Origin of the sequence: Alcaligenes faecalis (assembly GCF_009497775.1) — a bacterium.
Lineage (GTDB): Bacteria > Pseudomonadota > Gammaproteobacteria > Burkholderiales > Burkholderiaceae_B > Alcaligenes > Alcaligenes faecalis_D.
Genome location: NZ_CP031012.1, coordinates 1,016,016 through 1,042,177, shown reverse-complemented (window position 1 = coordinate 1,042,177; position 26,162 = coordinate 1,016,016). Strand labels below are relative to the sequence as shown.

Genomic DNA, 26,162 nt, shown 5'->3' with positions numbered 1-26,162 from the left:
GATGTGCATAAAAATAGGGAAAACCCCTGTATTAGCAAAAAATAGGCTTATAAAACAATCCTCTAAGTAGCCAGGTCAGGGATTCACCATTTTGCTGCTGATCAGGCGGGTACACGCCACAAGGAAGCCAGCCAATGTTGCTCCTGCGGCGGCCTGTCTGTAGGGCGATAAAAGTGGTCTATATATTCAAAGCCGGCTTGCTCCAGCCGCTCCGACCACTGCTCCCAACTGTAGTAGCAACCGTAGCGCTGACCATTCCAGCCTTCTTGTCCCTGACCGCGCGGATTGGACGAAAACAGCACGCCGCCCGGACGCAGACTGTGCCGCAAGACCGCCAGAACAGCGGGCAGCTCGGCACTGGGTATATGGAATAGCACCGCATTGGCAAACACGCCATCAAAGGCGGCAGCCGGCAAGTTCAAATCCAGAAAGTCCTGATGCAGCACCGGCAAGCCGGTTTGCTGACGAGCCATGTCCACAAAAGCGGCACAGCCATCCAGCCCCACCGGGCGATGCCCCATGGCCTGAAACGCGACCAGATCCCGCCCCGGTCCACAGCCCAGATCCAGAATATCCACAGGCCCCGGCAAGCCGATGGCCGCCAGCAATGCATCACGATTCTGGCTGACATCATGGTCCCAGGTGCCATCCCGAAACGCCTGCGCATGGTCCTGGTAATGATTGACGGTGCGACGACTGGTTTCTTTCATCTGAACATCCTTGCCTATGCTATGGGTTTACTTGACGCTGCCTAACGATGGATCGACTATATCCTGAGTCCAATTTGAATCTGATGCCATGAAGCCAAGCTATCCGCTCTCCGTCCTAGACCTGTCCCCTATTGTTCAGGGCTCCACCCCCGCCCAGTCCTTTCGCTGTTCGGCGGACATTGCCCGTCATGCCGAGCAGTGGGGCTATCACCGTTACTGGCTGGCCGAACACCACGGCATGCCTGGTATTGCCAGTGCAGCCACCTCGGTGCTGATCGGGCACATTGCCGGTCAAACCAGCCGCATTCGTGTGGGTGCGGGCGGCATCATGTTGCCCAACCACTCCCCTTTGGTGATTGCCGAGCAGTTTGGAACCCTGGCCTCCCTGTACCCCGGCCGTATTGACCTGGGCCTGGGTCGTGCTCCTGGCTCCGACCCTGAAACGGCCCGTGCCTTGCGCCGCAATCTGAACAGCGACCCCGATCAGTTTCCACGCGATGTGCTGGAGCTGATGGACTATATGTCCGACGAACCGCGCAACCGCATCATGGCCGTGCCCGGTCGTGGTCTGAATGTGCCGGTCTGGATTCTGGGTTCCAGCCTGTTTGGTGCTCAACTGGCTGCTGCGCTGGGCTTGCCCTATGCCTTTGCTTCGCATTTTGCGCCCGCTCAGTTGATGGATGCCATTGAGGTTTACCGCCGTCAGTTCCAGCCTTCCGTGCATCTGGAAAAGCCGTACGTCATGCTGGGCTACAACGTTTTTGCCGCCGACACGGAAGACGAAGCCAAGCTGCTGGCCTCCTCCTGGCAACAGTCTTTCGTGAACCTGCGCAGCGGTCGTCCCGGCCAACTGCCACCGCCCGTGCGTGACTACTACGAGCAATGCAGCCCACCGGCCCAGCATCTGCTGGACTCCCTGCTCAGCTGTACGGCCATTGGCAATCCGGAGCAGGTGCTTGAACAGATGAAGGGCTTCATTGCACTGACAGGCGCCAACGAGCTGATGCTCAATGCCAATATCTTTGACCACAACAAGCGCTTGCGCTCCTACGAGATTGCCGCCGAGCTGCGCGGCAGTCTGGTATGAACCCACGCCATCTTCAAGAGACAGCACTGCGCTACTTCCAGGAAGTAGCGCGTTGTGGTTCTATCTCGCAGGCGGCCAGCAATCTACATGTGGCCACATCGGCCATCAGCCGACAGATCAGCGGACTGGAAGAAAACCTGGGCATGGCCTTGTTCGAGCGCCATGCCCGTGGCATGAACCTGACCGCTGCAGGTGAACTGCTGCTGGCCCATGCGCGCCGCAGTGCCATGGATGCCGAGCGTACCTTGCACGATATTGCTGCCCTGCAAGGGCTGCAAACCGGCCTGATCCGTATTGCTTCTTCTGAAGGTTTGGCCGCCCAGCTTCTGCCGCAATGCATCGCGCAGTTTCGTGAAAAGCATCAGGGCATACGCTTTCAGCTGGACGTACTGCCGCCACACCGCATCACCATGCTGCTGTTAAGCGGCCAGATTGATATAGGCATCAAATTCACGCAAACGGCCGAGAAAGACATCAAGACCTTGTTCCGCCGCGATGCCCCCGTCATGGCCCTGGCGGTTCCCGGCCACCCAGTAGCCCGCACCGAACGCATCAGCCTGAAAAGCCTTCTGGCGCACCCCCTGGCCTTGCCCGGTCCGGACACCACGGTGCGGCAAATGATGGATGTGGCGTGCAGTGCGCAAAACCTGAGTCTGGACCCGGTATTCAGCAGCAATCACATGCAATCCCTGCACCAATTTGCCTTGTCCGGCGCGGGCGTAACTGTATCGGCCTTGTTGTCAGCCCGTCACCTGATTGAGCAAGGTTTGCTGCAAGCCAGTTTCATCCACGAACGCGGCTTGCTGAACCGCCAGATTGAAGTGCAGGCGCTGGCTGGCCGCCGCTTGCCCTCTATTGTTCGCCGCTTTCTGGACGAGCTGCTGCCACAGCTTGAAGTCGACCCGCAGGCCTTGCCAAAATAGCAACGCTGACCTGCTTATTTGTTGCTGGTTCGGCATCATCGCCTTTCCTATCATCTCTTGATTGAGGAGATAGCCATGACAAGAACCAGCAACGCCGCAAGCAACGTACAGCCCCCATCGACCTGTCGCCCCTGGCGACGTCTTGCCCAAACATTATTGGGTGCCGTTCTGGCCGTCAGCAGCGTGGCCGCCCATGCCAGCGATTGGCCGGATCGCCCCATTCGCCTGATCGTGCCCTTTCCCACCGGCGGAGCCACCGACGTCATCAGCCGACTGATTGCCGAAAGCGCCGCCAAGGCAATGAACGCCAACATTATTGTGGATAACCGCACAGGCGCAGGCGGCACAATTGGTTCAGGCGAAGTGGCTCGCAGCAAGCCCGATGGCTACACCCTCCTGTTCACCACCAGCAGCACACACGCGATTGCCCCGCACCTGTACAAGTCCCTGCCCTACGATGCCGAGCAGGACTTCACCCCCATCGCCCACCTGGGCGATGCCGCCAGTGTCTTGCTGGTGAACCCGAAAGTGCCCGCGCAAACGCTGCCAGAACTGATTGAATTCGCCCGTGCACACCCCGATGAATTGAACTACGCCAGCAGTGGCAATGGCACCATCGTGCACCTGGGCACCGAGGCCTTTTTGAATCAGGCCAATATCGTCATGTCCCATGTGCCTTACCGTGGAACCGGTCAGGCCATTAACGATATGCTGGGCGGCTCCATCCATGTTTTACTGGACGCCATCCCTACCGGGATGCCGTATGTAAACAGTGGCCAGTTGCGCGCCCTGGCGGTCACAGGCCAACAGCGCTCGCCGCTGGCTCCCGATTTGCCTACCTTTCAAGAGTCCGGTCTGCCGGGCTATGAATCGGTTACCTGGTTTGGTCTGTACGCTCCCGCAGGCCTGCCCGACGACATCCGTGACAAAGCTTATGAGGCTTTTACACATGCCATTCAGGACCCAAAAGTACGCTCGCGCCTGCAAACATTGGGCGTGGACCAACCCCGCAGCACCAGCCGAGAAGAGTTTGTCTCTCTGGTCCGCGAGGATAGCGCACGTTGGCAAGGCCTGATCCAACTGACTGGAATACAGATTCAATGAACAAGACTGACACCTGTATGGACTGGAACAACCCCTACCCGTCCGCCCGCTCTGCGGTACTTGGCCAGAACATGGTCAGCACCTCCCATCCTTTAGCTGCGCAAGCGGGCCTGCGCATCTTGCAGGCCGGTGGCAATGCGGTCGATGCCGCTCTGGCGGCCGCCATCGCCTTGACGGTGGTCGAACCCACGGGCTGCGGCATAGGTAGTGATGCCTTTGCCATCGTCTGGGACGGCAAGGAGCTGCATGGTTTGAATGCCTCCGGGCGCTCGCCCCGTGGCTGGTCGCCGGACCGCTTCAAAGGCCACGCCGCCATCCCCGACAAAGGTTGGGAAAGTGTGTCCGTTCCCGGTGCTGTTTCTGCCTGGGCCGAGCTGTCCTGCAAGCTGGGCCGCCTGAGTCTGGAGCAAGTCGCCGCCCCCGCGATTCATTACGCCCGAGAAGGTTTCCCGGTCTCACCCGTGATCGCACGCTTGTGGGAACTGGGTCGTCAGCGCCTGGGCGATCAGCCCGGTTTTGCCGAAGCCTTTTTACGTGATGGCAAAGCGCCCGTAGCCGGTCAGTGGTACCAGAACCAGGATCAGGCCAATACGCTGGAGCGCATTGCCGCCACCCAGGGTCAGGACTTTTATACCGGCGAACTGGCCAAGCGCATTGCCGACTTCTCCCGCCTGCATGGCGGTGCCATGGACGAGCAGGATCTGGCCGAGCACCGTGCAAACTGGTGCGGCACCATCAGCCATCCTTTTGCGCAATCCGTCATCCATGAAATCCCCCCGAATGGTCAGGGTCTGGCCGCCTTGATGGCGCTGGGCATCATGGAGCAGGCCGGTATCGGCCAGCAGCCGCTGGATCATATCGACACGGTGCACTTGAGTATTGAAGCGATGAAACTGGCTTTTGCCGATCTGTACGAGCACCACGCAGATCTGGAGCACATGATTCATCATCCCGAGCATCTGCTGGACCCGGCCTATCTGCGCGAGCGCGCTGCCCTGATTCAAATGGACAAGGCGGGCGATCCCAAACATGGCCTGCCCGGCCCCTCCGGCACGGTCTATGTCACCGCCGCCGATTCCAGCGGCATGATGGTGTCCCTGATCCAGTCCAACTACATGGGCTTTGGTTCCGGCGTGGTCGTGCCAGGCACCGGCATCAGCATGCAGAACCGCGGTCATGGCTTTACCCTGCGCCCCGGTCATGTGAATGAAGTAGCCGGTGGCAAGCGCCCCTCGCACACCATCATTCCGGCTTTTGCCATGAATGCTGATGGCACGCCTCAAATGTCGTTTGGTGTCATGGGTGGCCCCTTCCAGTCTCAAGGCCATATGCAAATGGCGCTGCGTGTGCTGCTGTACGGCCAGAACCCGCAAGCCGCTGCCGATGCCCCACGCTGGCGCGTGACGGGTGGCCGTGGCGTGGCGGTAGAACCTACTTTCGATCCCGCTCTGGTTCAGGCTCTGCGCGAGCGCGGTCATGAGGTCCTTGTTGAGCCCGGCAGCGGTGTGTTCGCCTTTGGCGGCGCACAACTGATTCTGCGCCAGGGCAATCATTACGTGGGTGGCTCTGACCCGCGCAAAGACGGGCAGGTGGTGGCTTACTAAGCCTGCTTACCTTCCAGAGATCACTGCCGCTCTCTGATTGGGGTCTGGATATCCTTATCCAGACCCCAAATACCTTTGGGCCTCCCTATCTCTATGTAGGCAAACCGCTCAACACAACAAAAACACGCGTACCAGGGCCCCATCCCTTCAGTCTCCTTCGACACCCTGCACTGTCCACCAAAGAGCCATGCTCTGCCACAGCAGACACCAACATCGGCTTGGCTCACTAAACGTACACCGTGGTCAATATCTGACACTTTTCATACACAAAGACTGTGTTTTTATCAGGTTTTCTTCAGCCAGACAGAATGACTGCTGTACCATCAAAAATTGCCGCTCCATACCCCGGAAGCGGTTTTCTATTTGTCTAAACGGCCCTGTCATCCTTGGGGCCGTCCGCTGGAGCCCATTCGGTGCTGTCATTCTTTGAACGTCGATTAGATCCCTATCCCGAACAACACGTAGCCACTCCTCCCAAAGGTTTTTTCCCCTTCATCTGGGCCTGTACAAAAAACTCACGCGGCTGGATTGGCCTGATGACCGTGACCTCCATCGGCCTGTCGGCCTACGAGGCCATGCTGTTTGCCCTGCTCAGCTATATCGTGGACTGGCTGCCCTCGATTGAACCTGCCCAATTCTGGAGCCAGCAGGGCGGCACGCTGTTGACTATTGCTGCTGTGCTGCTGGGCAGTGTGATGCTGATTGGCCTGCATACGCTGGTCATGCACCAGGTGCTGGCCATCAATTTCCCCATGCGCCTGCGCTGGCTGTTTCACAAGCTGATGCTGAACCAGAGCATGTCCTTTTACGCGGACGAGTTCGCCGGTCGCATAACCACCAAGATCATGCAAACCGCTCTGGCGGTGCGTGAAACCCTGTTCATGGCCGTGGAAGTGGTCGTGGGCATGAGCGCCTACCTGATCGGTATTCTGATTCTGGCTGGCAGCTTTGACCGCCTGCTGATCCTGCCCTTCCTGTTCTGGTTGGTGGGCTACGCCCTGGCCTGCGTGTACTTTGTGCCCCGTCTGGGCAAAGTCGGTGCGGCGCAGGCTGACGCCCGTGCGCTGATGACGGGCCGTATTACCGACGCCTACACCAATATCAACACGGTCAAGTTGTTTGCCCACACACGCCGTGAAGCAGACCATGCCAAGAACGCCATGCGCCGTTTCCAGGAAACCGGCCATGCCCAGATGCGCCTGATCAGCATGTTTGAAGTGGCCAACCATGTGCTGGCCACCCTCTTGCTGATCAGCTCGGCAGGTCTGGCCTTGTACCTGTGGTCGATTGATCAATCCACCGCCGGTGTAGTGGCGGCTGTCATTGCGATGGCACTGCGCCTGTCCGGCCATTCCCATTGGCTGATGTGGGAGCTGACCAATCTGTTCGAGAACGTGGGCACGATTCAGGACGGCATCAACACCTTGACGCAAGAACCCACCGTGGTGGATGCGCCCGATGCCAAGCCCCTGCAAATCGAGCAAGGCCGTATCGAATTTCAGGACGTCAGCTTTGCCTACCGCGATAAAAGCCGTCAGGTTATCGACAAGCTCAATCTGGTGATCAAACCAGGCGAGCGCGTTGGCCTGATTGGACGTTCGGGCGCGGGCAAATCCACACTGGTCAACCTGCTGCTGCGTTTCCATGACGTGGATAGCGGCACCATCCGCATTGACGGCCAGGACATTGCCCATGTCACCCAGGACAGTTTGCGTGCCGCCATTGGCATGGTGACGCAGGATACCTCCCTGCTGCACCGCTCCATGCGCGACAACATTCTGTATGGCCGCCCCGATGCCAACGACGAGCTGCTGCATATGGCGGTAGACCGTGCCGCCGCTGCCGACTTCATCCCGCAACTGCACGACCGCCAGGGCCGTGAAGGTCTGGATGCGCACGTGGGTGAGCGCGGTGTGAAACTGTCTGGCGGCCAGCGTCAGCGTGTGGCGATTGCCCGCGTCATGCTTAAAGACGCCCCCATCCTGTTACTAGATGAAGCCACCAGCGCACTGGATTCCGAAGTGGAAGCCGCCATTCAGGAAAGCCTGAACACCCTGATGCACGGCAAGACGGTCATTGCCATTGCCCACCGCTTGTCCACCATTGCGGCGCTGGACCGCTTGATTGTGCTGGATCAGGGCCGCATCATCGAACAAGGCAGCCACCAGGAATTGCTGGAAAAAGGTGGTTTGTATGCTCGTTTGTGGGCACGTCAAAGTGGCGGATTCCTGGGAGAGACCGGCAAGCAAGATGTCTAAAAGGTGTCACTTGCTTGCAAAAAAAAACTGACGTTACGTCTTTGTCCCATTAGAATTTCGGAAGATCAAACTTCGCCGTGCTTGCGGCGAAGTTTTTTTTCAACTTATTCAGCCCATACGAAGAACAAGATTATGTTTTTAGTCTTCCCCGATTCCGCCGCCATTGCGGCACACCTGAGCGCCCGTCTTCAGGACATTATTCGTCAGGATCCACAAGCGACTCTGGGTCTGGCAACCGGGGGGACCATGGAACCCGTTTATGCCCGTTTCGTGCAGGACGTGCGTGCCAATGGGCTGGATGTCTCCAAAATCAACAGCTTCAATCTGGATGAGTATGTAGGTTTGTCGGCAGAGCACGAGCAAAGCTACGCCTACTACATGCGCCAGCACCTGTTCGGCCAATTGCCTTTTGATGCTGCCCGTTTGCATCTGCCCAATGGCCTGACCAAAGAACTGGAACAGCACTGCCAGGACTACTCCGCGGCGATTGCCGCCAGCGGGGGTGTTGCCCTGCAACTGCTGGGCGTAGGCACCAACGGCCACATCGGCTTTAACGAACCGGGCACTCCCTTTGACAGCCGCACCCATATCGTTGCCCTGTCCGAGCGCACCCGTATCGACAACAGCCGCTTTTTTGATTCCATGGACGAAGTGCCCGCATCGGCCATCACCATGGGGATTGCCGATATTCTGAGCGCTCGTGAAATTGCCCTGGTAGTGACGGGCGAGCACAAGGCTCGCACCATGCTCAATTATCAGGAAGGCGGTGTCACGCCCGAGCTGCCTTTCACGGCCTTGAAGCAACACGCCAACACCCACATCCTGCTGGATGAGGCGGCTGCCAGCCTGCTAGACCCCAACCTCTGCCACCGTCCCCTGATCAGTCAGGCTGCCTGAACTGGCTTGCCAGCCCCCGCCCAGCGCTCGGAAGAGCGCCGCGCGGGACTGCAAACGCGACTGCATCAAGCTGACGCGCACATCCTGAGCGGCGTACAAGGTACGCTGCGCATCCAGTAAAGACAGCAAGGTTTCCGAGCCGGAGCGATAACGTGCTTCGGCCAGTTGAAACGCCAGTCTGGCCTGCTCCCACTCCAGCTCCATGGTCCGCGCCTGGGCATCCAGGCTATGCAGCTGCGCCAACACACCTTCCACATCCATATAGGCCTGCACAATGGTCTGACGATACTGCGCCAGCCATTCCTGCAAACGGGCGTCGCTTAAATCCTTGCCCGCCTCCAGACGACCGGCATTGAAGATAGGAGCCACCAGCCCGCTGATCAGGCTGTAGACCGGATGGCGCAAGCTTTCTTCCCAATGACTACCCGATGCCCCTGCCCGCGCCCCCAAAGTCAGGCTGGGATACATGGCAGCGCGAGCCACATGCACATCGGCATGAGCGGCTAACAACTGGGCCTCGATGCGCGCAATATCAGGACGCTGCGACAATAGCTGTGAAGGCAGCCCTGCTTCCAGCTCTGGCACCTGCAAGCTGGCAATATCTTCCTGCGGTTCGGGCATGATCTCCGTACGACCCAACAAGGTCGCCAGCTCCACCCGCGTGCGAATGGCCTGCTCTTCAATCACGAACAATTTGCGCTGTTGCGAAGCCAGCAATTGACGTTGCTGTGCCAGTTCCAACGGCGAAGCCGCCCCCGCCTGCAAGCGCGCCTCCAGCAAACTCAACAAGCGCTGTGCAACAGCCAGGTTTTGACGTGCAATGGCGACACGCTGTTTATCACCCAGGGCCTGCAGGCTTAAATGCACCACCTGCGCCTGCACGCTGACACGCAGCACATCCAGCTCATAATTTGCCGCCTGGGCCAGGAACACGGCACTGTCGGCCTGAGCACGATTGCGCCCCCACAGATCCAGCTCGTAGCTCATGAACACACCGGCCACATATTGCGAGCGGGAATCGCCATGAGACGAAGAAAACGGCGCATCTCTTTGCGCGGACACATTGCCCTGCAACTCTGGCAGCAAACTGGCACCGGAGATTCGTGCCTGAGCCTGCGCTTGCAAGATCCGGGCCTGGGCCTGACGCAGCACCGCCACATCTTTCAAAGCTTCCTGCATCAGACTATTCAGGGCAGGACTGTTATAGGCACGCCACCACTCCGGCTCTACCTGAGCCAGAGCCGGGCCAGGTGCTGCCTTGCCTTGCTGTTGATACGCCTGGGGCAAGGTCGGCGGGGTCTTGTCCAGATCAGAGGACAAGGAGCTGCACGCTTGCAGCAAGAGCGTGCTCATGGCCCCCACTATCCATCGGTAATGAGCCATGCTTACTCTCCTGCCAAAGCCTGAACGGGGTCCAGAGCGGCCGCCGTACGTGCTGGCATATAGCCAAAAACCATGCCCGTCACCACGGCACAGCCAAAGGCGCCCAAGGCCGCCCGCAAGGAAAACACCACATCTACCCCACCAAAAATCAGGCCGATGCCCACAACAGCACCAGCCAGCACACCCAAACAACCGCCTGTAATCGTCAACAAAACCGCCTCAGTCAGAAACTGGCGCATGATGTCGCTTTGTCGCGCACCCGTTGCCATGCGTATGCCAATTTCCCGCGTGCGTTCACGCACCGTCATCAACATCACGTTCATGACGCCGATGCCGCCCACCACCAAAGACACGGCGGCGATCAGGCCCAGCATCATGCTCATGGCCTGACGCGTGGACGCTTCCGCCTGCAAGCGAGCTGCCGCATTCCCGATTGAAAAGTCCTCTCGCCCGCCATGACGCTGTGTCAGCAACTGACGCATCTCCTGTTCCGCCTCCAGAACGGTGGAACTGTCCTGCGCATCAATCACCACATAATCGGGCTGCGTCTGGGCCTGATACACACGGGCACGCGCCGCGTGATAGGGCACAAACACCATATCGTCATAGTCCTGTGCGCCCGAGTCGGCACCGCGCTCCTGCATCACCCCAATCACTTCAAAAGGGGAATTGCCGATCAGGAGCTGCTGCCCCAAAGGCACCTCCATATCGGGGAAGAAATGCCTGGCGGCACGGTGTCCCAGAACAACCAGAGGAGCCAGATCCCGGTCCTCGGTATCAGTGTAGTAACGGCCTTGTGCCAGCTCCCAGCGGTGAATATCCGGCATGGTTTCATTGGCGGCAAACACATATACCTGACGGTCCACGCTGCCACGCCGAACAGTAATCGGATCACCGATCACCGGCATGACACGCCGTATCAAGGGCAGCTCGCCAATGGCCTCCAGATCCTCTTCCGTCAGTTGCCCCTTGGCCACGCCATTGGGCGGCGATGAGCTACTCAAGTAAATGATCGTGGTCCCCATCGTGCCCATTTGGTCCATGACACGTTGGCGAGCACCTTCGCCCACCGCCAGCATCACAATGACCGAGGCCACGCCGATAATCACCCCCAACAAGGTCAAGGCCGTGCGATGACGGTTAATGAACATGCTGCGCAAGGCGCTGCGGGTGGCATCCTTGATTTCCGAAAACCAGGGCGAGCGGCGGTGTTCGGGCTGTGGCAAGGGCTGCTTGAGCTTGCTCTCCGAAGCCATTTCAGGACGACTATCCGAGAGAATGCAGCCGTCACGGATTTCAATGATACGGTCTGCCATGGCCGCGACTTCATGGTCGTGCGTAATCAGAATAATGGTGTGCCCGGAGTCAGACAGCTTGCGCAACAAGGCCATTACTTCTGCACCACTGCGCGAATCCAGTGCGCCCGTCGGTTCGTCAGCCAGAATGACACGGCCACCGTTCATCAAGGCACGAGCAATGGACACCCGCTGCTGCTGGCCGCCCGACAACTGATTCGGCCGGTTATCCAGCTTGTCCGCCAGTCCCAGGCTGCTGAGCAATTCTGCAGCCCGTGCGGCACGTGCGTCCTCATCCATGCCCGCATAAATGGCGGGCATCTGGACATTTTCACTGGCGCTTTCAGTCGGAATCAGGTGATAGCCCTGAAACACAAAGCCAAAGGTTTCACGGCGCAACTGAGCCAGCTCATCAGGACTGAGCTGCGCGACATCCCGACCTTGAAACAGATAGGTGCCGCTGCTGGGTTTATCCAGGCAACCCAGCAGATTCATCAGCGTCGATTTACCCGAGCCCGAGGCCCCCACAATCGCCACGAACTCGCCCGGCTCAATACTCAGGCTGACATCAAACAAAACCTGCACAGCAGGCTTGGTGCTGGGAGGACCGCCGTAGATACGGTTAATGTCGCGCAGCTCAATCAAAGGAGGTGCAGACCCTACCATTGCAACCACCGCCAGCCACGCTCGGGAGTGACCACCGCCAGAATAACTTGCTCTCCTTTAGCCAGCCCTTCCACGACCTGCACCTGATGGCGATTGCGCACCCCCAGATCAACCGGCTTTTCCTGCAACTTGCCCCGTTCCAGCACCGGCACCCTAAAAGCCTCAGGACCACGAGCAGGATCGGGACGCAAAGCCACCAGGGGCACCAGCAAAGCCTGGTCGGCACGATCAATCTCAAACAGCACCTGCGCTGTCATCTGCGGCATCAGCTCGCCATCTTCATTGTCCACATCAAACAGCACCGTATACATGATGGCCTGCGTGGCCGTCGGTGCCGCCGCCGTGCTTTCATCCTGGGTGCTGCCTTCCGGCGCAGGCATGATTTGACGAACCTTGGCCTGCCATTGCCGCGCCTGCGTTTCGCCCTGCTCACCCAAGGTTGTGAAGGTAACCGTCATGCCGGGCTTGATACGACGAATATCGGCCTCGGACACGCTGGTCCACACCGTCATGGTGCTCAGGTCTGCAATGCGCAGAATATTGGGAGTTTGGTACGTGGCATTGAGCGTCTGGCCTTCACGAGCCTGCACGCCAATGACCGTGCCACTCATGGGCGCATAAATACGCGTGTAGCCCAAGCGCGCCTCATCAGCTTTCAGCGTGGCCTGAGTCTGCTCCATCTGCGCTTGTACATGCGCTACCCGAGCCTGCGAAGTCGCCAGATTGGCTTGCGCAATCTGAATATCCTCCTGACGGCTAGCCTGCTGGCGCTCCAATTGACGCTGACGAGTCAACTGTTGACGCGCCAGTAAAAGCTGCGCCTGCTGCTCGGCCAACTGGGCACGGAACGCGGCCAAAGAAGCGCGGCCTGCATCGACGGTGGCTTGCTGCACACTGGGATCAATTTCCACCAGCAACTGGCCCTGCTCAACCTGATCGCCCGGCGCAACCGGCAAAGCCGTAATCTGCCCCGACACTTGCGCACCCACATCGACATAGCGACTGGGTTTCAAGGTCCCCACCGCAGCAACGGTAGCGCGTATATCGCTTTGCTCCACGGCCACCGTTTCAAACTGCTCTGAAGAACGCCCGGCCTGTGCGGCCAGCGCCCCCAGTACCAGCACCGCCACCAGGGCCAACGCCCAGCGGCGCTTTACTGCTTTGGACTTCATAAATAATCCCGTTAAAACCGTAGATCTACACCCGCCGTGTCATGCGTGGCAGGTGATCAAAAAAGTAATAGTGGTCAAGAAGGCAGAGACTTGCTTGCACCGAAACTGACTCCAGGCTGCCTGGCAGACAGCCTGGGTTCACACCTGAACAGTGCAATCAAGCGGACAAGGCAAGAGGTCCTTTTTCAGGCCTTCCTTATAAAGACGTTTGAGAGCCCACTTTCCGGACATTTATTTTGTAAAAGTTATGGCGATGGGCTGGAAATAAGGGTGTAGGAGTCGAAGCAGGCAGGGTTTTGATCCCCTGCCTGCTCCCTTCCTTAAAACTCTGCCGAGACACTCAGCATGAACGTGCGTGGCTGCGACAAGACCAGATAGCCATTATTGGGATAGCCACCTACCGAAGCCCAATACGCCGTATCGGCTACGTTCTCGACACTGGCCCTGAACGTCATGGGCACACCGGAAACCTTGCGCTGATAGCTGGCTCCCAGATCCCAACGCACCCAGCCTGGCACACGGATCGCATTGGCCGAATCCGCATAACGGGCGCCGGTTGCCAGCAACTGCGTATCCAGCGACAAGCCTGTCACCTGCGGCACATCCCAGGTCAGGCCCAGGCTGCCTTGCCAGCGCGGCACGCCAATTACGCGTTGACCTTCGCTAAGCGGATCACCCGTGTTTTTCTGCTTGGTATCCAGGGCGGTCACACCGCCCAGAATGCGCAGAGAATCCGTCAACTGACCGTAAAAGCTCAGCTCCAAGCCGTTATGGCGATCCTTGCCCGCCTCCACAAAGCGCAGATCATCATTCACCACACCACGCGGTTTGGTCGTGGTGAAGAAAGTCAGCCCGCCCCCCATGGAGCCGTTGTCATACTTGATTCCCAGCTCTTTTTGCTTGGCCACAAAGGCCGACAAACGCTGCCCGGCGTTTTGAACCGGCTGATTGTTAAAGCGGGTCGGTGCCAGATCGCCTTGCGCCAGGCTTTCCGTGTAATTGCCGTACAAGGCCCATTCATCAGTCAGCTTGAACACCACACCCGCCGCGGGGCTGGTGTGTTGCTGACGATCTTTGCGCTGCAAAGCCTGGGTGCCATAGTCATAGCTGCGTGTTTCCATAATTTGATGACGCAAACCCAGCATGACTTCCAGCCTGTCATCCCAGAGGTACATCAAATCGCCCAAGGTGTAGCTGCTCAATTTGGTGCGCCCCACCAAAGCGGGCGAGCCCAGATCCCCACCCGAAAAGGCAATGGGTGGCAAAGCGTGATTCACAGGATCATAAAGATTGCTGTCCTGCGCACTGCCCATGGCCCACGCGTTTTTCTCCTTGTGGTCATACAGGGAGGCAGCCGCCACCAGCTCATGCAGCACAGGCCCGGTTTCAAAACTGGCTCGCAAGCCCAGCTCGCCTGTTTTTACCTCATCGCGCCGGGAATTATCGAAACGCGAAAAGGTGGATTTGCCTGAAACTGCGTCGGTCACCGTCAGACCCGCCAGCTGGTTTTCTTCCTTGCCATTTTTCATGCCATAGGCCGCCCACAGCGTGATGGAATCATTCAGGTCGTATTCCCCACGCACCGTGCCAAAGACGGTTTTCTCATTGGAATAGGTCCAGGGCTGAGCGAAGTTACGCTTGTGAGACGGCAGCTCCGGCAAGGCCGACAAACCTGCCTGCAAGGTGACATTGGGCCGGACCTCGCGCAGCTTGTGCTCCTGATAGCCCAGGTCGGCGGACAAACGAAGGCGCTCACCACGCCAATCCATCCCCACCGTGTACAGATCCAGGTTGGTGTGCTCATTGTCGACCGCCGTATCGCCACTGCGCTTGATGGCATTGACGCGAATGCCTGCCGCATCATCCGCAAAACGACGCGAAATGTCCGCCTTGATCTGGCTTTGCCCGCCACTGCCATAACCCACACCGACCTTGGTCAGCGGATTCTCCCCCGCTCGCTTGGGCAGCACATTGATCGTGCCCCCAATGCCACCGCCAGAAGGGGCGGCACCGTACAGAAAGCCGCCGGCTCCATGCAGCACTTCAATACGCTCCGCCAGTTCAGCCGCAGTCGCTTGCCGGGGCAGCAAACCAAACAGGCCGTTGTAGGCAATATCGTCGGAAGCCGTCAAAAAGCCCCGAATGAAAAAGCTTTCCTGGAAGTTGCCAAAGCCACGGGCCACACGCACGGAAGGATCATGGCGCACCACATCGGCTACCGTGGACGCCTGCAATTGCTCGATATAGCGGCTGGTATAGCTGTTGACGCTAAAGGGCGAGTCCATGTTTTCCAGGGAACCCAATATCCCCACCCGGCCACCGCTGGCGACCTGGCCGCCCGCATACTCGGGCAGCAAACCCTGACGCGAAGCATCCGCGCTGGCATTAACGGTGATGGTGGACAACTCCTGCGCCTGGGTAGCATCAGCCTGGTTTTGCGCCTGAGCCTGAAAATGAAGAGCAAACAGGGACAAGACAAGAGAACGTCCCAGGCAAGGCTTGAATAGATTGGTCATCACGATTACCTATCAACCCTTGATGTTCTTCAGGTCAATACGCACCACACTTTCTCGCTTGCTGGCTTTGTACTGAGGGGTGAACGGTGCTTTAACAGTGACGTACAACTGACTATCCGGGCCCAGCTCCAGGCTGTTGGGGTTATCGGGCAAGTTGTATTGCGCCTTGATCGCATAGCTGGCGCCATCCAGTACAGACACCTTGCCCTGCTCGCGATGAGTCAAATACAGCTCGTCACGATCGGCGTTGTACAACACGTCCAGGGCATCGCCCACCGGCAGTTCCTGCAGCAATTTACCGTCGCGGGCATCCAGCACATACACGGTCTTCTGGTCTTTGGTTTCCGTCACATACAGACGATTGCGGGCCGAATCCAGCGCGAAATTCAAGAGCAAGGCGGGTTTGACGCCAGCCGGTTTCCAGCGCTGTTCGATCTTGTTGGTTTGGGTGTTCACCACCATCACTTCGCCATCGCCATTGGCGGCATACAAACGATGCGATGGCGAATCCACCAGCAGGCCGGTCACCCATTTGCCTGCGTTTTCAATGGTGTCGATCAGCTCCAGATTACGATCATCCAATACCCAGATCACGGCAGGCGCGCCTACGGCGCCCACATACACACGGCCTTGCTGGGGATCGTGACGAATCGTGCGCGGCCCCATTTTGGTGTCATCAAAGCTCTTGTTGCTGAAACGGACGCGCTCTATGCCCCCGTCCTCCTTCAACTCCACTTTGGAGGCGGCCGCAGCCAGACTATTGGTGACATAAAGGGTGTCACCCGACGCGTTCCTTGCCAGGCCGAAGTTGCTCTCGTCGGTATAAATCGTCCCCTTCACATCCAGGGTGATGGGGTCCAGTTTGTAGATCACACCACCACGAACCGAGGGTGCCCGCTCTGCCGAGGCTACATACAAGGAATTGTCAAAGGGGCTGTAAACCGTTTGGTAAATCCCGTAGGCCAGATCCTTGCGCAAGGCTCCTTCTGACGTAATCGAGGTCTTTTGTGCCAGCTCCGGCGTCAGGGGCAGCGAGACCGCCTCGGACAATTGGGCGTAGGCAAGCGATCCTGCGCTGAGCAAAGCGGCAGACAACACAGACAAGGCAAGGCGACGTGTGAACATGACGATATCCTGTTTTCGAAATAGAAGTGATTATCATTTGCATTATTACATCAAGTACTTCCATGCTCAAAATCGGGATATCCCTTCTTTTTAAGGGGAAATACGCGGGACTAAATCAGCCCGCTCCCTATCCCCCACTTGACTGCGCTCGCTACAATATCGACTCAGCCGCCTTCTGGGCGGCCTTGTTGTTGAATTCCCTGACCTGTACTGCGCTATGACTTCTGCTGCCGATCTGTCCGCCCACACGCCCATGATGCGTCAATACCTTCAGCTCAAAGCGGAGGCTGGCTCGCATCTGTTGTTCTATCGGATGGGGGACTTCTATGAGATGTTCTACGCCGATGCCGAACGTGGCGCACGCCTGCTGAACCTGACGTTGACCAAGCGTGGTTCCTCCAACGGCGAGCCTATTCCGATGGCGGGTGTGCCTTTTCATGCCATGGAAGGTTATCTGGCGCGTCTGGTGGCCTTGGGCGAGTCCGTCGCCATCTGTGAGCAAGTCGGTGACCCGGCGGCCAGCAAAGGCCCGGTGGAGCGCAAGATCATGCGTGTGGTCACCCCTGGCACACTGACGGATGACGCCTTGTTGCCTCCCAAGGCAGACCGCCTGATCGCCGCCTGCACTCTGATCAAGGTGCAACGTCAGGAAATGGTGGGGCTGGCCTGGATGAACCTGGCCAGTGGCGAATTTCTGGTCAGCCAGTGCGAGCCGGGCATGCTGGATACGGAACTGAACCGTATCGGTCCTGTAGAACTGGTCTACCCCGAATCGCTGCGCCCTGCCCCGGAACGGCCGCAAGCCAGCTGCCACACCTTGCCGGACTGGCACTTTGCGCAAGACGGTTCACGCGAAACCCTGCTGGACCATTTTGATCTGGATTCCTTGGCCAGCTTTGGTCTGGACGATCTGCCTGCGGCAACGGCGGCAGCCGGAGCCTTGCTGCGCTATGTAGGCAGCACGCAATCCCAGTCCCTGGTTCACATCACCGCTATCCGCGTTCAGCACAGCTCGGACTTTCTGGTGCTGGATGCTGTCACGCGCAAGAACCTGGAAATTACCGAAACCATTAGCGGTGAAACCAGCCCAACCCTGTTCTCCACGCTGGATCATTGCCAGACCCCCATGGGCAGCCGTTTGCTGCGCCGTTGGCTGCACCACCCTTTGCGCCTGAATCAAGCCGTTCAGCAGCGCCAGGATGTGGTATCCCTGTTTTTCCAAACCCAGCAAAGCGCCAGCCTGAATGCAGGCGATCCTCTGGGTGTGCTGCGCCATGCCCTGCGCCGCTTCCCGGACCTGGAGCGTATTGCCACGCGTATTTCCCTGCGCAGCGTACGTCCTCGGGAACTGGCCAGCTTGCGCGATGCGCTGGTAACACTACCTGAACTACGTCAGGAGCTGGAACAAAACTTTGGTCAGTCTGAACATCTGCATGGACATTTGTTGAGCCTGGCTCTGGATCCGGAACTGGCCTGCTTGCTGCAGTCTGCCATCGCCTCCGAGCCTGCCTTGCTGATACGCGATGGCGGTGTCATTGCAGACGGCTACGACGCCGATCTGGACGAGCTGCGCAGCCTGGCCAGCGACAGCGGCGATGTGCTGGTCAAGATCGAAGCCCGCGAACGCGAGCGCACCGGCATTGCCACCCTGCGCGTCGAGTACAACCGTGTGCATGGTTTCTTTATTGAAGTCAGCCGCGGTCAGGCCGACAAAGTTCCTGACGACTACCGCCGACGCCAGACACTGAAAAACGCCGAGCGCTTCATCACGCCTGAACTGAAAGAGTGGGAAGACAAAGTCCTGTCCGCCAAGGACCGCAGCCTGAGCCGCGAGAAGTTCCTGTTCGATGAGCTGCTGGACAAGCTGCAAAGCTATGCAGGGCCCTTGGCCTTGTGCTCCAGCGCCCTGGCTGAACTGGATACCCTGTCCTCCCTGGCGCTGCATGCGCTGGACAATAACTGGGTCGCCCCCGAGCTGACCGAACAGGCTGGCATCTGGATTGAGGCAGGCCGTCACCCTGTGGTGGAACACAGCATCGAGCGCTTCACGCCCAACCATTGTGAAATGCACGCGCAGCGCCGCATGTTGCTGATTACCGGCCCGAATATGGGCGGTAAGTCCACCTATATGCGTCAGGTTGCCCTGATTGCCTTGCTGGCCCGCATCGGTAGTTTTGTACCGGCAAGCACGGCCCGTATTGGCCAGATCGACCGCATCTTTACCCGTATCGGCGCGGCTGATGATCTGGCCGGTGGCCGCTCCACCTTCATGATGGAAATGACCGAAGCAGCCGCGATTCTGGCCGGTGCCACCCCTTACAGCCTCGTGCTGATGGATGAGATTGGTCGCGGCACCTCCACCTACGATGGTCTGGCCCTGGCCTGGTCCATTGCGCATCGCCTGCTCAGCCACAATCAGGCACTGACCTTGTTTGCCACGCACTACTTTGAAATCACGCGCCTGCCCAACGAGCTGCCTGCCGCTGCCAACGTGCACTTGGCCGCCGCAGAATCGGCTTCAGGCATTGTGTTCCTGCATGAAGTTCAGGAAGGCCCGGCCAGCCGCAGTTACGGGATTCAGGTTGCACAGCGTGCCGGCATTCCCTCTGCCGTTATCCGTCAGGCCAGCCGCGAGCTGAGCCGCCTGGAAGCGCAAAACGATCCTAGTGCACAACTGGATTTGTTCAATGCGGGCAGCGCTCCGGAAGCCACGGTCGCCGAACCTGACCCGACCACAGAAAAAGCACTGGACCTGCTGGATCAGTTCAAGCAGCTCGATGTGGATGACTTGAGCGCACGCGATGCCCTGGATCTGCTGTATCGCTGGAAAAAAGAGATGAAGGCGGCTGGTTAAACAGCCCAGAAGGGAGCCCAAGAGGCTCCCTTTTTTATGCAGTTTTCCGAGGGCCGTTGGCGAGCAGATCGACAATCAATCATTCTTAGCCTTTCCACCGTGAATCAATCACTCTATTTCGTGAGTATTTCTCTGAATTCTTTGCGCTGGATACGCCTGATACGCTGGCTAGCCATACACCGGGACAAGCCGGATCAGTTAAGCTACGGGCTAATTTAATTCTTGTTCGGGCAGTCCATGAATATCGACCAGCCATTGACCCTTTTGGGCGGCATCAGCGCGCATGAGTTCATGCAAACCTACTGGCAACGCAAACCTTTATTGATACGCGGCGCCATCCCTAATTTCAAGCACTCGCTGAGCATAGACAATATCCGCGAGCTGGTAACGCGTGAAGAAGTCGAGTCGCGCCTGATCATCCATGACGGCAAAGACTGGGAAATGGAAACCGGGCCTTTTGACGAGCTGCCACCCGCCTCGCAGCCCAACTGGACCGCTCTGGCACAAAGCGTGGATCTGCACGACGACAATACCGCTGCCTTGATGCGTCAGTTCCGCTTCATTGGCGATGCCCGTCTGGACGACGCCATGATCAGCATTGCTTCTGACGGCGGTGGCGTAGGCCCGCACTTCGACAGCTACGACGTATTCCTGCTGCAAGCCCACGGCAAGCGTCACTGGCGCATCAGCCAGCAAAAAGACCTGAGTCTGGTGCCCGACCTGCCCTTGAAGATTTTGCGCAATTTCCAGGTAGAAGAAGAGTTCACCCTGGAACCCGGCGACATGCTCTATCTGCCCCCGCACGTGGCGCATGACGGGATTGCGATTGGCGACTGCATGACGATTTCCATCGGCTTTCGTTCGCCTACCCAGGCAACACTTGCCCGTGGCTTGATGGATGCCGCATCGGATCAACTGGCTGCCGCCAGTGGCGAAGGCTTTGGCTTGTACGCCGACCCACCGATGTCCATGCCCGAGGCCATGCAGCAGCGCTACACCGACCCGGAGGCACAGGCCAGCACCACACCTGCCGCCTTGCCGGAAAACCTGATTCAGAAGTCGCTGGATGCCTTGAACGCCATTCGTTTTGACGAAGCGCTGGCCTCCCGTTTTCTGGGCGTCTGGCTGACCGAATTGCCCAGCAATAGCTGGTTCGACATTGCCGAAGACCCGGTTGATCTGCACGACCCCGAACTGCCTGAAGGCCGCTTGGCTTTGGACCGCTGCTCGCGCATGATGTATCGCGGTGATGAGCTGTACATCAACGGTGAAGTCGCCCCCTGCCCGGCCAGCCCTGCCCTGAAACAACTGGCTGACCAGCGTGAACTCTTAATTCCCGGCGACAGTTTTGAAGCCCTGGATGAAGATGAGCGCGAAATGCTGAATGCCTGGCTGGATGACGGCTGGCTGCAGTTCAAAGAAAACTGAGCACTGAGCCACTAGCGCTGGCAAGTTCAGAAAAAAAGCGGGGCAGCTTGCAGGCTGCCTCGCTTTTTCATTTCTAGCCCCCAGGAATCGAAAGCCCGATATATTTGCTGATTACGGTGGCAGTTGCAGTTGCAGTTGCAGTTGCGGTTGCGGTTGCGGTTGCGGTTGCGGTTGCGGTTGCGGTTGCGGTTGCGGTTGCGGTTGCGGTTGCGGTTGCGGTTGCGGTTGCGGTTGCGGTTGCGGTTGCGGTTGCGGTTGCGGCAGTATTATTCACGCCGTACAGCAAGAAAAAGTACTATCATGCAAAACACGATTCACAAGACGAGCAACTCGTCATAAAGCCACCCTTAGTGGCTTTGCAGCCCAGCTTCAATCCAGCTCGGGCCACACTCAAGAATCACGTAGCCATCCCACTCAATATAGTCAGGCACCTACCCAATTCAAAAGTGGTCTGCCCTATATCCAGAAAGCGTCCTATCTGGCCAGTCCATTTAATCGCTATAAATAGTGCTCATTTGTCATCTCTCCTTTTGGAAAGCGCAGAGCACTATGTCTACCTCTCGATCGTCCTCATCCTATTTAATCAGCGACCTGATCCCGCCTATCGTGGCCGGTCTGATCTCGGTCATCGTCAACTATGGCGGCACCTTTATTCTGGTTTTCCAGGCCGCCAAAGTCGCCGGCCTCAGCCCTGAGCTGACCGCCTCCTGGGTCTGGTCGATTTCCATTGGTGTGGGTGTTACGGGTCTGCTCTTGAGCTGGGTGTCGCGTGAACCCATCATCACCGCCTGGTCTACTCCGGCAGCCGCATTTCTGGTGACAGCTCTGGCCAGCACCCCCTACGAGGAAGCCGTCGGCGCCTACCTGATTTCGGCAGCGGCCTTTGTAGTCCTGGGCCTGTCCTCCTACTTCGAGCGCCTGATCCGCCTGATTCCAAACGGCATCGCCGCAGGCCTGCTGGCCGGGATTCTGCTGCAATTTGGCATTGGAGCCTTTGGCAGCATGACGCTGGATCCGAAGCTGGCTGGCTTGCTGATTCTGGCCTACCTGATCATCAAACGTTTTTCCGCACGTTACGCTGTGGTGGGCATTCTGATCCTGGGCCTGAGCTTCCTGCTGCTGGAACATCGTGTGGACCTGAGCGGCCTGAAACTGGAACTGGCCGCGCCAGTGTTCACCATGCCGGTCTTCACCCTGAATGCCTTGCTAAGCGTGGCCTTGCCCTTGTTTCTGATCACGCTGACTGGCCAATACATGCCCGGCATGCTAGTCCTGCGTAACGACGGCTTCCGTACCAGCGCCAACCCGATTGTGTGGGTGACAGGCCTGGGTTCGCTAATTATGGCTCCCTTTGGCTCCCACGCCATGAACGTGGCCGCCATCACCGCCGCTATCTGCACCGGGCCGGAGGCGCACCAGGATCCCTCCAAACGCTGGGTCGCCGGGGTTGCCGCCGGTGTGTTCTACATTCTGGTTGGAGTCTTTGGGGTCACGCTGGCCGCTGTATTCATGGCCTTCCCCGCAACCTTTATCACCACGCTGGCGGGCTTGGCACTGCTGGGCACCATTGGCGGCAGCCTGGCGGGGGCCATGGCAGACGTCAAGTCGCGGGAAGCAGCCTTGATTACCTTCCTGGCTTCGGCAGCCAATATCACGCTGTTCGGGATTGGCGGGGCTTTCTGGGGACTGGTGATCGGTCTGCTGGCGTACTTCATTTTGAATGGGAAGTTGCCGCAGCGTAAAACAGAAAAACTGGGTAATGAAGGACTTCCAGCGGCTTCTGATGCTCGGTGATTAGTTGGAATTAATGCAGGCTGGGGCTGTAAGCCCTAACCTGCATATGCGGCAGGGACGCTACTAGCAGCGGTCTAGCAACTGGACAGGCGATAGCCAATTACAAAAACCTGACTAAACAGCTGAAATTAAACGATTTTTCAGCGGCTCATAGAGCAGCAAACTTTGCATGTGCATGAGAGAGACCCACAAGCTTTTCCACGCTGCTTAGGCAACAGAAACATTTGAATCAGCCCCCCATCGAACGATCAGCGTTTCTAAACCACCTATTCAGCGGCAAACCGGGTGGACAACCAGCCCACAACGTCCCAGTATTTTCTAAGCTGCCTATACAGCAGCAAACTATTTTGTGCATAGCATCCCTGGCCATCGAAATTTCTAAGCTACCTATACGGCAGCAAACAGGCCGGGCAGGTTCCATTCTTTAGCTGTCACTTTCTAAGCTGCCTACACGGCAGCAAACTCTATCTATCTGATCGCTGCCATCACCGAGCTTTTCTAAGCTGCCTACACGGCAGCAAACGTCTGGCCGCTGGTGTGCGCTGGCCGCATCAATTTCTAAGCTGCCTACACGGCAGCAAACATCGGTGCTCAAGGCAACATGGCGCGGCTGATTTTCTAAGCTGCCTACACGGCAGCAAACTAGAGCGTCTATCCCTGAAGGCCAAGCAGGTTCTATCTTATGGCTTTTTCTGCCACCAAAACCCTTTTTTCAGGCCATTTCATAAGCATCTGATTTTAAATAAGATTTCAAAACCAATAAAAAAAGGGTTTCTGCAAGGAGAAGGCAATCATCCCGAATGCACTAATCAAATTTATTGTAAAAAATAGTCACACAAGATCAAGCAATTTCCCCCATAAACCGCAAATAAACTTCTAATTCACTCAAAACACCCAGAAAGAACTAATAGACACAATCTCCTGACTGCCTCTTTCCGGCTCAAGTGCTAGCCTGCGCTGGCTTTGATCTTCAGGAAACGGTGTCATGTTTGGCGATTTCAATCTTGCGTCTCCCTATGCGGCTTATGCCGGCCTTCGGCAGGGGCCGCCTGTGGTGTGGGATGCGGATTTCTGTGGTGGGGCGTGGCTGGTTCACCGACACTGTGATGTACAAGCCGCCCTGCGTAATCCCGATTTAAGCGTGCGGCGTGTTGGCGGGTGGGTGGCCCAGGCGGGCGCTGCTCCCTCCCCTCGCCTGCAAGCCTTCAAGGGCTTGATGGCCCGGACGCTGGTTTTTCTGGACCGTCCCCGCCACACACGCGTAAGGCGGGTGGTGAATGCGGGGTTTAGCGCGAAGGGTTTGGAATCCCTGCACGGCACGATCAAGAATCGCACTGCGCAAATCCATCGTGGTTTGAAAGACAAGCTGCGAGACGGCTCTGCGGATCTGGTTGATGAGGTCTGTCGTCCGCTCCCCGCCTTGGTCATGATGGATGTGCTTGGCTTGCAGCAACTACCTTTGTCTGTTTTTCAGGCCTGGTCAGAGCAACTGGCACGCTTTATCGGGCAGGCGACGCCGGATCTGCCTCTGTTGATGGACACACAGGACGCCTTGCTGGATATGGCTGACTTTCTGGGGGACAGCACCAATCTGCAAGAAGGTGGGCTGGCCTGGCGGCTTTTGCATGACGAGCAACTCTCTCTTCAAGGCAGGCGCGAGCGTTTGGCGCAGTCCTGTATGTTGCTCTTTGCGGGCTATGAAACCTCCCGGCACCTGCTCAGCTCCCTGTTTCAGACTCTGCTTGGCGACTCCATAAAGCTGCAGGACTTGCTATCGAATCCGCAGAAGATCCCTGCTGCGATCAAAGAGGTGCTGCGTTACGACAGCCCGATTCAGTACACGGCCAGGCGTTTGATGCAGGACCAGCACTGGCACGGTCAGCATTTGCGTAAAGGACAGTTGCTGCTCTTGCTCTTGGGCGCTGCCAACCGGGACCCGGAGGTTTTTGCCAATCCCGATGAACTGGACTTCAGCCGCGACAATCAGGCCGAGCTGTCCATGGGCCACGGGATTCATCATTGTCTGGGTGCCGGTTTGGTGCAGTTGGAGGCAAAACTGCTACTTGAGCAGTTCCTGCCTTTGCTGCCTCGCCTGCAATTGGCTCAAGGTGAGCGTATTCAGCTCCCCGCCTATCGGGGCTGGAACCGCTTGCCGGTTCAATACCGGGCTACGCAGTCATGAGTGCTTTTCTCACTCATCTGGATCAGCAACTGGAGGCTTTGAAGACCAGAAATCTGTGGCGGCAAAGAGCAATCAGCCATCCCTTGCCGAACGCGCATATCGAGCGCAATGGCCAAGTCTTGCTGAACTTCGCCAGCAATGACTATCTGGGTCTTAGTCAGCATCCACAGTTCAAACTACTAAAAGCACAAGACGTCGCCGGAGCCACGGCCTCCCCGCTAATTTGCGGGCATCATACGCTGGCTCAGCAGCTGGAGCAGGAGCTGGCTGACTGGAGCGGCTTTGAGGCTTGCCGTCTTTTTGTCAGCGGCTATCAAGCCAGCTTGGGGGTGATTCCCGCGCTGGTCGGCACTGGCGACACGATCTTCTGCGACAGGCTGAACCACGCCAGCCTGATTGATGCCAGCCGTCTATCCGGCGCTCGTTTGCGTGTGTATCCCCATAGAGATATGGCACGTCTGGATGATTTGCTCAGCCGGCCAACGACGGGATTCAAGCTGGTGATCTCGGATAGCCTGTTCAGCATGGACGGGACGGTTGCCCCGGTCGATGAGCTGATCGCCTTATGCGAACGCCACGACGCTTTGCTGTATCTGGACGATGCTCATGGCCTGGGAGTTTTGGGCGAAAACGGGCGCGGAGCGCCTGAGCATTTCCTGCTCAATACCACACAGCGTCAGCGCCTGATTTATCTGGGGACTTTTGGCAAGGCAGCCGGGCAAGGCGGGGCTTTTATTGCCTGCTCCCACAGTCTGGCCGACTGGTTCACCCAATCCGCCCGCAGCTATGTGTACAGCACGGGGCTGGCTCCCGCGCACTGCGCATCCTTGCTGGCCTGCCTGCAACTGATCAAACAAGCCCAGCCCCAGCGGGCCTCGCTGAAAGAACACATCCAGACTCTGCAAACCTTGAACCAGGATCTGCCCTGGCGCCTGGCTCCATCCGATACGCCCGTGCAAAGCCTGCTGATGGGCGAGGTGGAACCTGCCTTGCAGTTGTCCGAAATCCTCCTGCAAAAAGGGATTTGGGCACCGGCCATACGCCCGCCTACTGTTCCCCGCCATCAAGCCCGATTACGCATTTCCCTGTCTGCCGCCCACCGGCGTCAGGATATTGAAAAACTGGTCCAGGCACTACATGAAGCCGCCCACTCTTTACGGTGAT

The 26,162-nt window shown here is 57.9% G+C and carries 17 protein-coding genes and 1 CRISPR repeat array; of the genes, 11 read left to right on the top strand and 6 right to left on the bottom strand.

Features of this window, described 5'->3' with window-relative positions; translation table 11 throughout:
- Positions 1–101: 101 nt before the first annotated feature.
- Complete coding sequence (locus tag DUD43_RS04745; RefSeq protein WP_153229357.1) at positions 102–710, bottom strand: class I SAM-dependent DNA methyltransferase; 609 nt, start codon at positions 708–710, stop codon at positions 102–104.
- An 88-nt stretch (positions 711–798) separates the two neighbouring features.
- Here DUD43_RS04745 and DUD43_RS04740 point away from each other — a divergent pair, with 88 nt between their 5' ends.
- From DUD43_RS04740 to DUD43_RS04715, 6 genes are all read left to right on the top strand, one after another.
- Positions 799–1,797 (top strand): LLM class flavin-dependent oxidoreductase, encoded by a 999-nt coding sequence (locus DUD43_RS04740; protein ID WP_045931039.1) that lies wholly within the window; start codon positions 799–801, stop codon positions 1,795–1,797.
- Complete coding sequence (locus DUD43_RS04735) at positions 1,794–2,720, top strand: LysR family transcriptional regulator (protein WP_153229356.1); 927 nt, start codon at positions 1,794–1,796, stop codon at positions 2,718–2,720. Before DUD43_RS04740 ends, DUD43_RS04735 begins: the two co-directional genes overlap by 4 nt.
- Before the next feature lie 75 nt (positions 2,721–2,795).
- Positions 2,796–3,824 (top strand): Bug family tripartite tricarboxylate transporter substrate binding protein, encoded by a 1,029-nt coding sequence (locus DUD43_RS04730; RefSeq protein ID WP_153229355.1) that lies wholly within the window; start codon positions 2,796–2,798, stop codon positions 3,822–3,824.
- A complete protein-coding gene (locus tag DUD43_RS04725; protein WP_153229354.1) occupies positions 3,821–5,428 on the top strand; it encodes a gamma-glutamyltransferase family protein in 1,608 nt (535 codons plus the stop codon). Before DUD43_RS04730 ends, DUD43_RS04725 begins: the two co-directional genes overlap by 4 nt.
- Positions 5,429–5,841: 413 nt before the next feature.
- Positions 5,842–7,686, top strand: coding sequence for an ABC transporter ATP-binding protein (locus DUD43_RS04720; protein WP_153229353.1), 1,845 nt, complete (start codon positions 5,842–5,844; stop codon positions 7,684–7,686).
- A gap of 132 nt (positions 7,687–7,818) precedes the next feature.
- On the top strand, positions 7,819–8,583 hold the full coding sequence (locus tag DUD43_RS04715; protein WP_153229352.1) for a glucosamine-6-phosphate deaminase: 765 nt from the start codon (positions 7,819–7,821) through the stop codon (positions 8,581–8,583).
- On the opposite strand, the gene DUD43_RS04710 is transcribed toward DUD43_RS04715, so the two are convergent.
- From DUD43_RS04710 to DUD43_RS04690, 5 genes are all read right to left on the bottom strand, one after another.
- Complete coding sequence (locus tag DUD43_RS04710; RefSeq protein ID WP_228125891.1) at positions 8,536–9,966, bottom strand: efflux transporter outer membrane subunit; 1,431 nt, start codon at positions 9,964–9,966, stop codon at positions 8,536–8,538. The two genes, DUD43_RS04715 and DUD43_RS04710, sit on opposite strands and share 48 nt — an antisense overlap.
- Before the next feature lie 2 nt (positions 9,967–9,968).
- The gene (locus tag DUD43_RS04705; RefSeq protein ID WP_153229351.1) at positions 9,969–11,927 is read right to left on the bottom strand and encodes an ABC transporter permease; all 1,959 of its coding nucleotides are present in this window, start codon (positions 11,925–11,927) and stop codon (positions 9,969–9,971) included.
- Positions 11,921–13,099, bottom strand: a complete 1,179-nt coding sequence (locus DUD43_RS04700; RefSeq protein WP_153229350.1) for an efflux RND transporter periplasmic adaptor subunit — start codon at positions 13,097–13,099, stop codon at positions 11,921–11,923. The genes DUD43_RS04705 and DUD43_RS04700 overlap by 7 nt, the downstream gene beginning before the upstream one ends.
- Before the next feature lie 320 nt (positions 13,100–13,419).
- Complete coding sequence (locus DUD43_RS04695) at positions 13,420–15,615, bottom strand: TonB-dependent receptor (RefSeq protein ID WP_153229349.1); 2,196 nt, start codon at positions 15,613–15,615, stop codon at positions 13,420–13,422.
- A gap of 12 nt (positions 15,616–15,627) precedes the next feature.
- Positions 15,628–16,740, bottom strand: coding sequence for a YncE family protein (locus DUD43_RS04690; RefSeq protein ID WP_153229348.1), 1,113 nt, complete (start codon positions 16,738–16,740; stop codon positions 15,628–15,630).
- Between the two features lie 217 nt (positions 16,741–16,957).
- Here DUD43_RS04690 and mutS point away from each other — a divergent pair, with 217 nt between their 5' ends.
- The 5 genes from mutS (at position 16,958) to DUD43_RS04660 (ending at position 26,161) form a co-directional block, all read left to right on the top strand.
- A complete protein-coding gene (mutS, locus tag DUD43_RS04685; RefSeq protein ID WP_153229347.1) occupies positions 16,958–19,594 on the top strand; it encodes a DNA mismatch repair protein MutS in 2,637 nt (878 codons plus the stop codon).
- Positions 19,595–19,831: 237 nt separating this feature from the next.
- Positions 19,832–21,022 (top strand): JmjC domain-containing protein, encoded by a 1,191-nt coding sequence (locus tag DUD43_RS04680; RefSeq protein WP_153229346.1) that lies wholly within the window; start codon positions 19,832–19,834, stop codon positions 21,020–21,022.
- Between the two features lie 549 nt (positions 21,023–21,571).
- Positions 21,572–22,816: a benzoate/H(+) symporter BenE family transporter gene (locus tag DUD43_RS04670; RefSeq protein WP_153229345.1), complete on the top strand. Its 1,245-nt coding sequence runs from the start codon at positions 21,572–21,574 to the stop codon at positions 22,814–22,816.
- Positions 22,817–23,131: 315 nt separating this feature from the next.
- A CRISPR array of direct repeats spans positions 23,132–23,459; the repeat unit is 28 nt; unit sequence TTTCTAAGCTGCCTACACGGCAGCAAAC.
- A gap of 342 nt (positions 23,460–23,801) precedes the next feature.
- A complete protein-coding gene (locus tag DUD43_RS04665; RefSeq protein ID WP_153229344.1) occupies positions 23,802–24,998 on the top strand; it encodes a cytochrome P450 in 1,197 nt (398 codons plus the stop codon).
- A complete protein-coding gene (locus DUD43_RS04660; protein WP_153229343.1) occupies positions 24,995–26,161 on the top strand; it encodes an aminotransferase class I/II-fold pyridoxal phosphate-dependent enzyme in 1,167 nt (388 codons plus the stop codon). The genes DUD43_RS04665 and DUD43_RS04660 overlap by 4 nt, the downstream gene beginning before the upstream one ends.
- Position 26,162 lies beyond the last annotated feature (1 nt).

Coding starts and splice junctions, on each gene's coding strand:
- DUD43_RS04695 (WP_153229349.1), bottom strand. CDS start 15,615: ATGACCAATCTATTCAAGCCTTGCCTGGGACGTTCTCTTGTCTTGTCC.
- DUD43_RS04745 (WP_153229357.1), bottom strand. CDS start 710: ATGAAAGAAACCAGTCGTCGCACCGTCAATCATTACCAGGACCATGCG.
- DUD43_RS04715 (WP_153229352.1), top strand. CDS start 7,819: ATGTTTTTAGTCTTCCCCGATTCCGCCGCCATTGCGGCACACCTGAGC.
- DUD43_RS04665 (WP_153229344.1), top strand. CDS start 23,802: ATGTTTGGCGATTTCAATCTTGCGTCTCCCTATGCGGCTTATGCCGGC.
- DUD43_RS04660 (WP_153229343.1), top strand. CDS start 24,995: ATGAGTGCTTTTCTCACTCATCTGGATCAGCAACTGGAGGCTTTGAAG.
- DUD43_RS04740 (WP_045931039.1), top strand. CDS start 799: ATGAAGCCAAGCTATCCGCTCTCCGTCCTAGACCTGTCCCCTATTGTT.
- DUD43_RS04670 (WP_153229345.1), top strand. CDS start 21,572: ATGTCTACCTCTCGATCGTCCTCATCCTATTTAATCAGCGACCTGATC.
- DUD43_RS04730 (WP_153229355.1), top strand. CDS start 2,796: ATGACAAGAACCAGCAACGCCGCAAGCAACGTACAGCCCCCATCGACC.
- DUD43_RS04710 (WP_228125891.1), bottom strand. CDS start 9,966: ATGGCTCATTACCGATGGATAGTGGGGGCCATGAGCACGCTCTTGCTG.
- DUD43_RS04735 (WP_153229356.1), top strand. CDS start 1,794: ATGAACCCACGCCATCTTCAAGAGACAGCACTGCGCTACTTCCAGGAA.
- mutS (WP_153229347.1), top strand. CDS start 16,958: ATGACTTCTGCTGCCGATCTGTCCGCCCACACGCCCATGATGCGTCAA.
- DUD43_RS04700 (WP_153229350.1), bottom strand. CDS start 13,099: ATGAAGTCCAAAGCAGTAAAGCGCCGCTGGGCGTTGGCCCTGGTGGCG.
- DUD43_RS04725 (WP_153229354.1), top strand. CDS start 3,821: ATGAACAAGACTGACACCTGTATGGACTGGAACAACCCCTACCCGTCC.
- DUD43_RS04680 (WP_153229346.1), top strand. CDS start 19,832: ATGAATATCGACCAGCCATTGACCCTTTTGGGCGGCATCAGCGCGCAT.
- DUD43_RS04705 (WP_153229351.1), bottom strand. CDS start 11,927: ATGGTAGGGTCTGCACCTCCTTTGATTGAGCTGCGCGACATTAACCGT.
- DUD43_RS04690 (WP_153229348.1), bottom strand. CDS start 16,740: ATGTTCACACGTCGCCTTGCCTTGTCTGTGTTGTCTGCCGCTTTGCTC.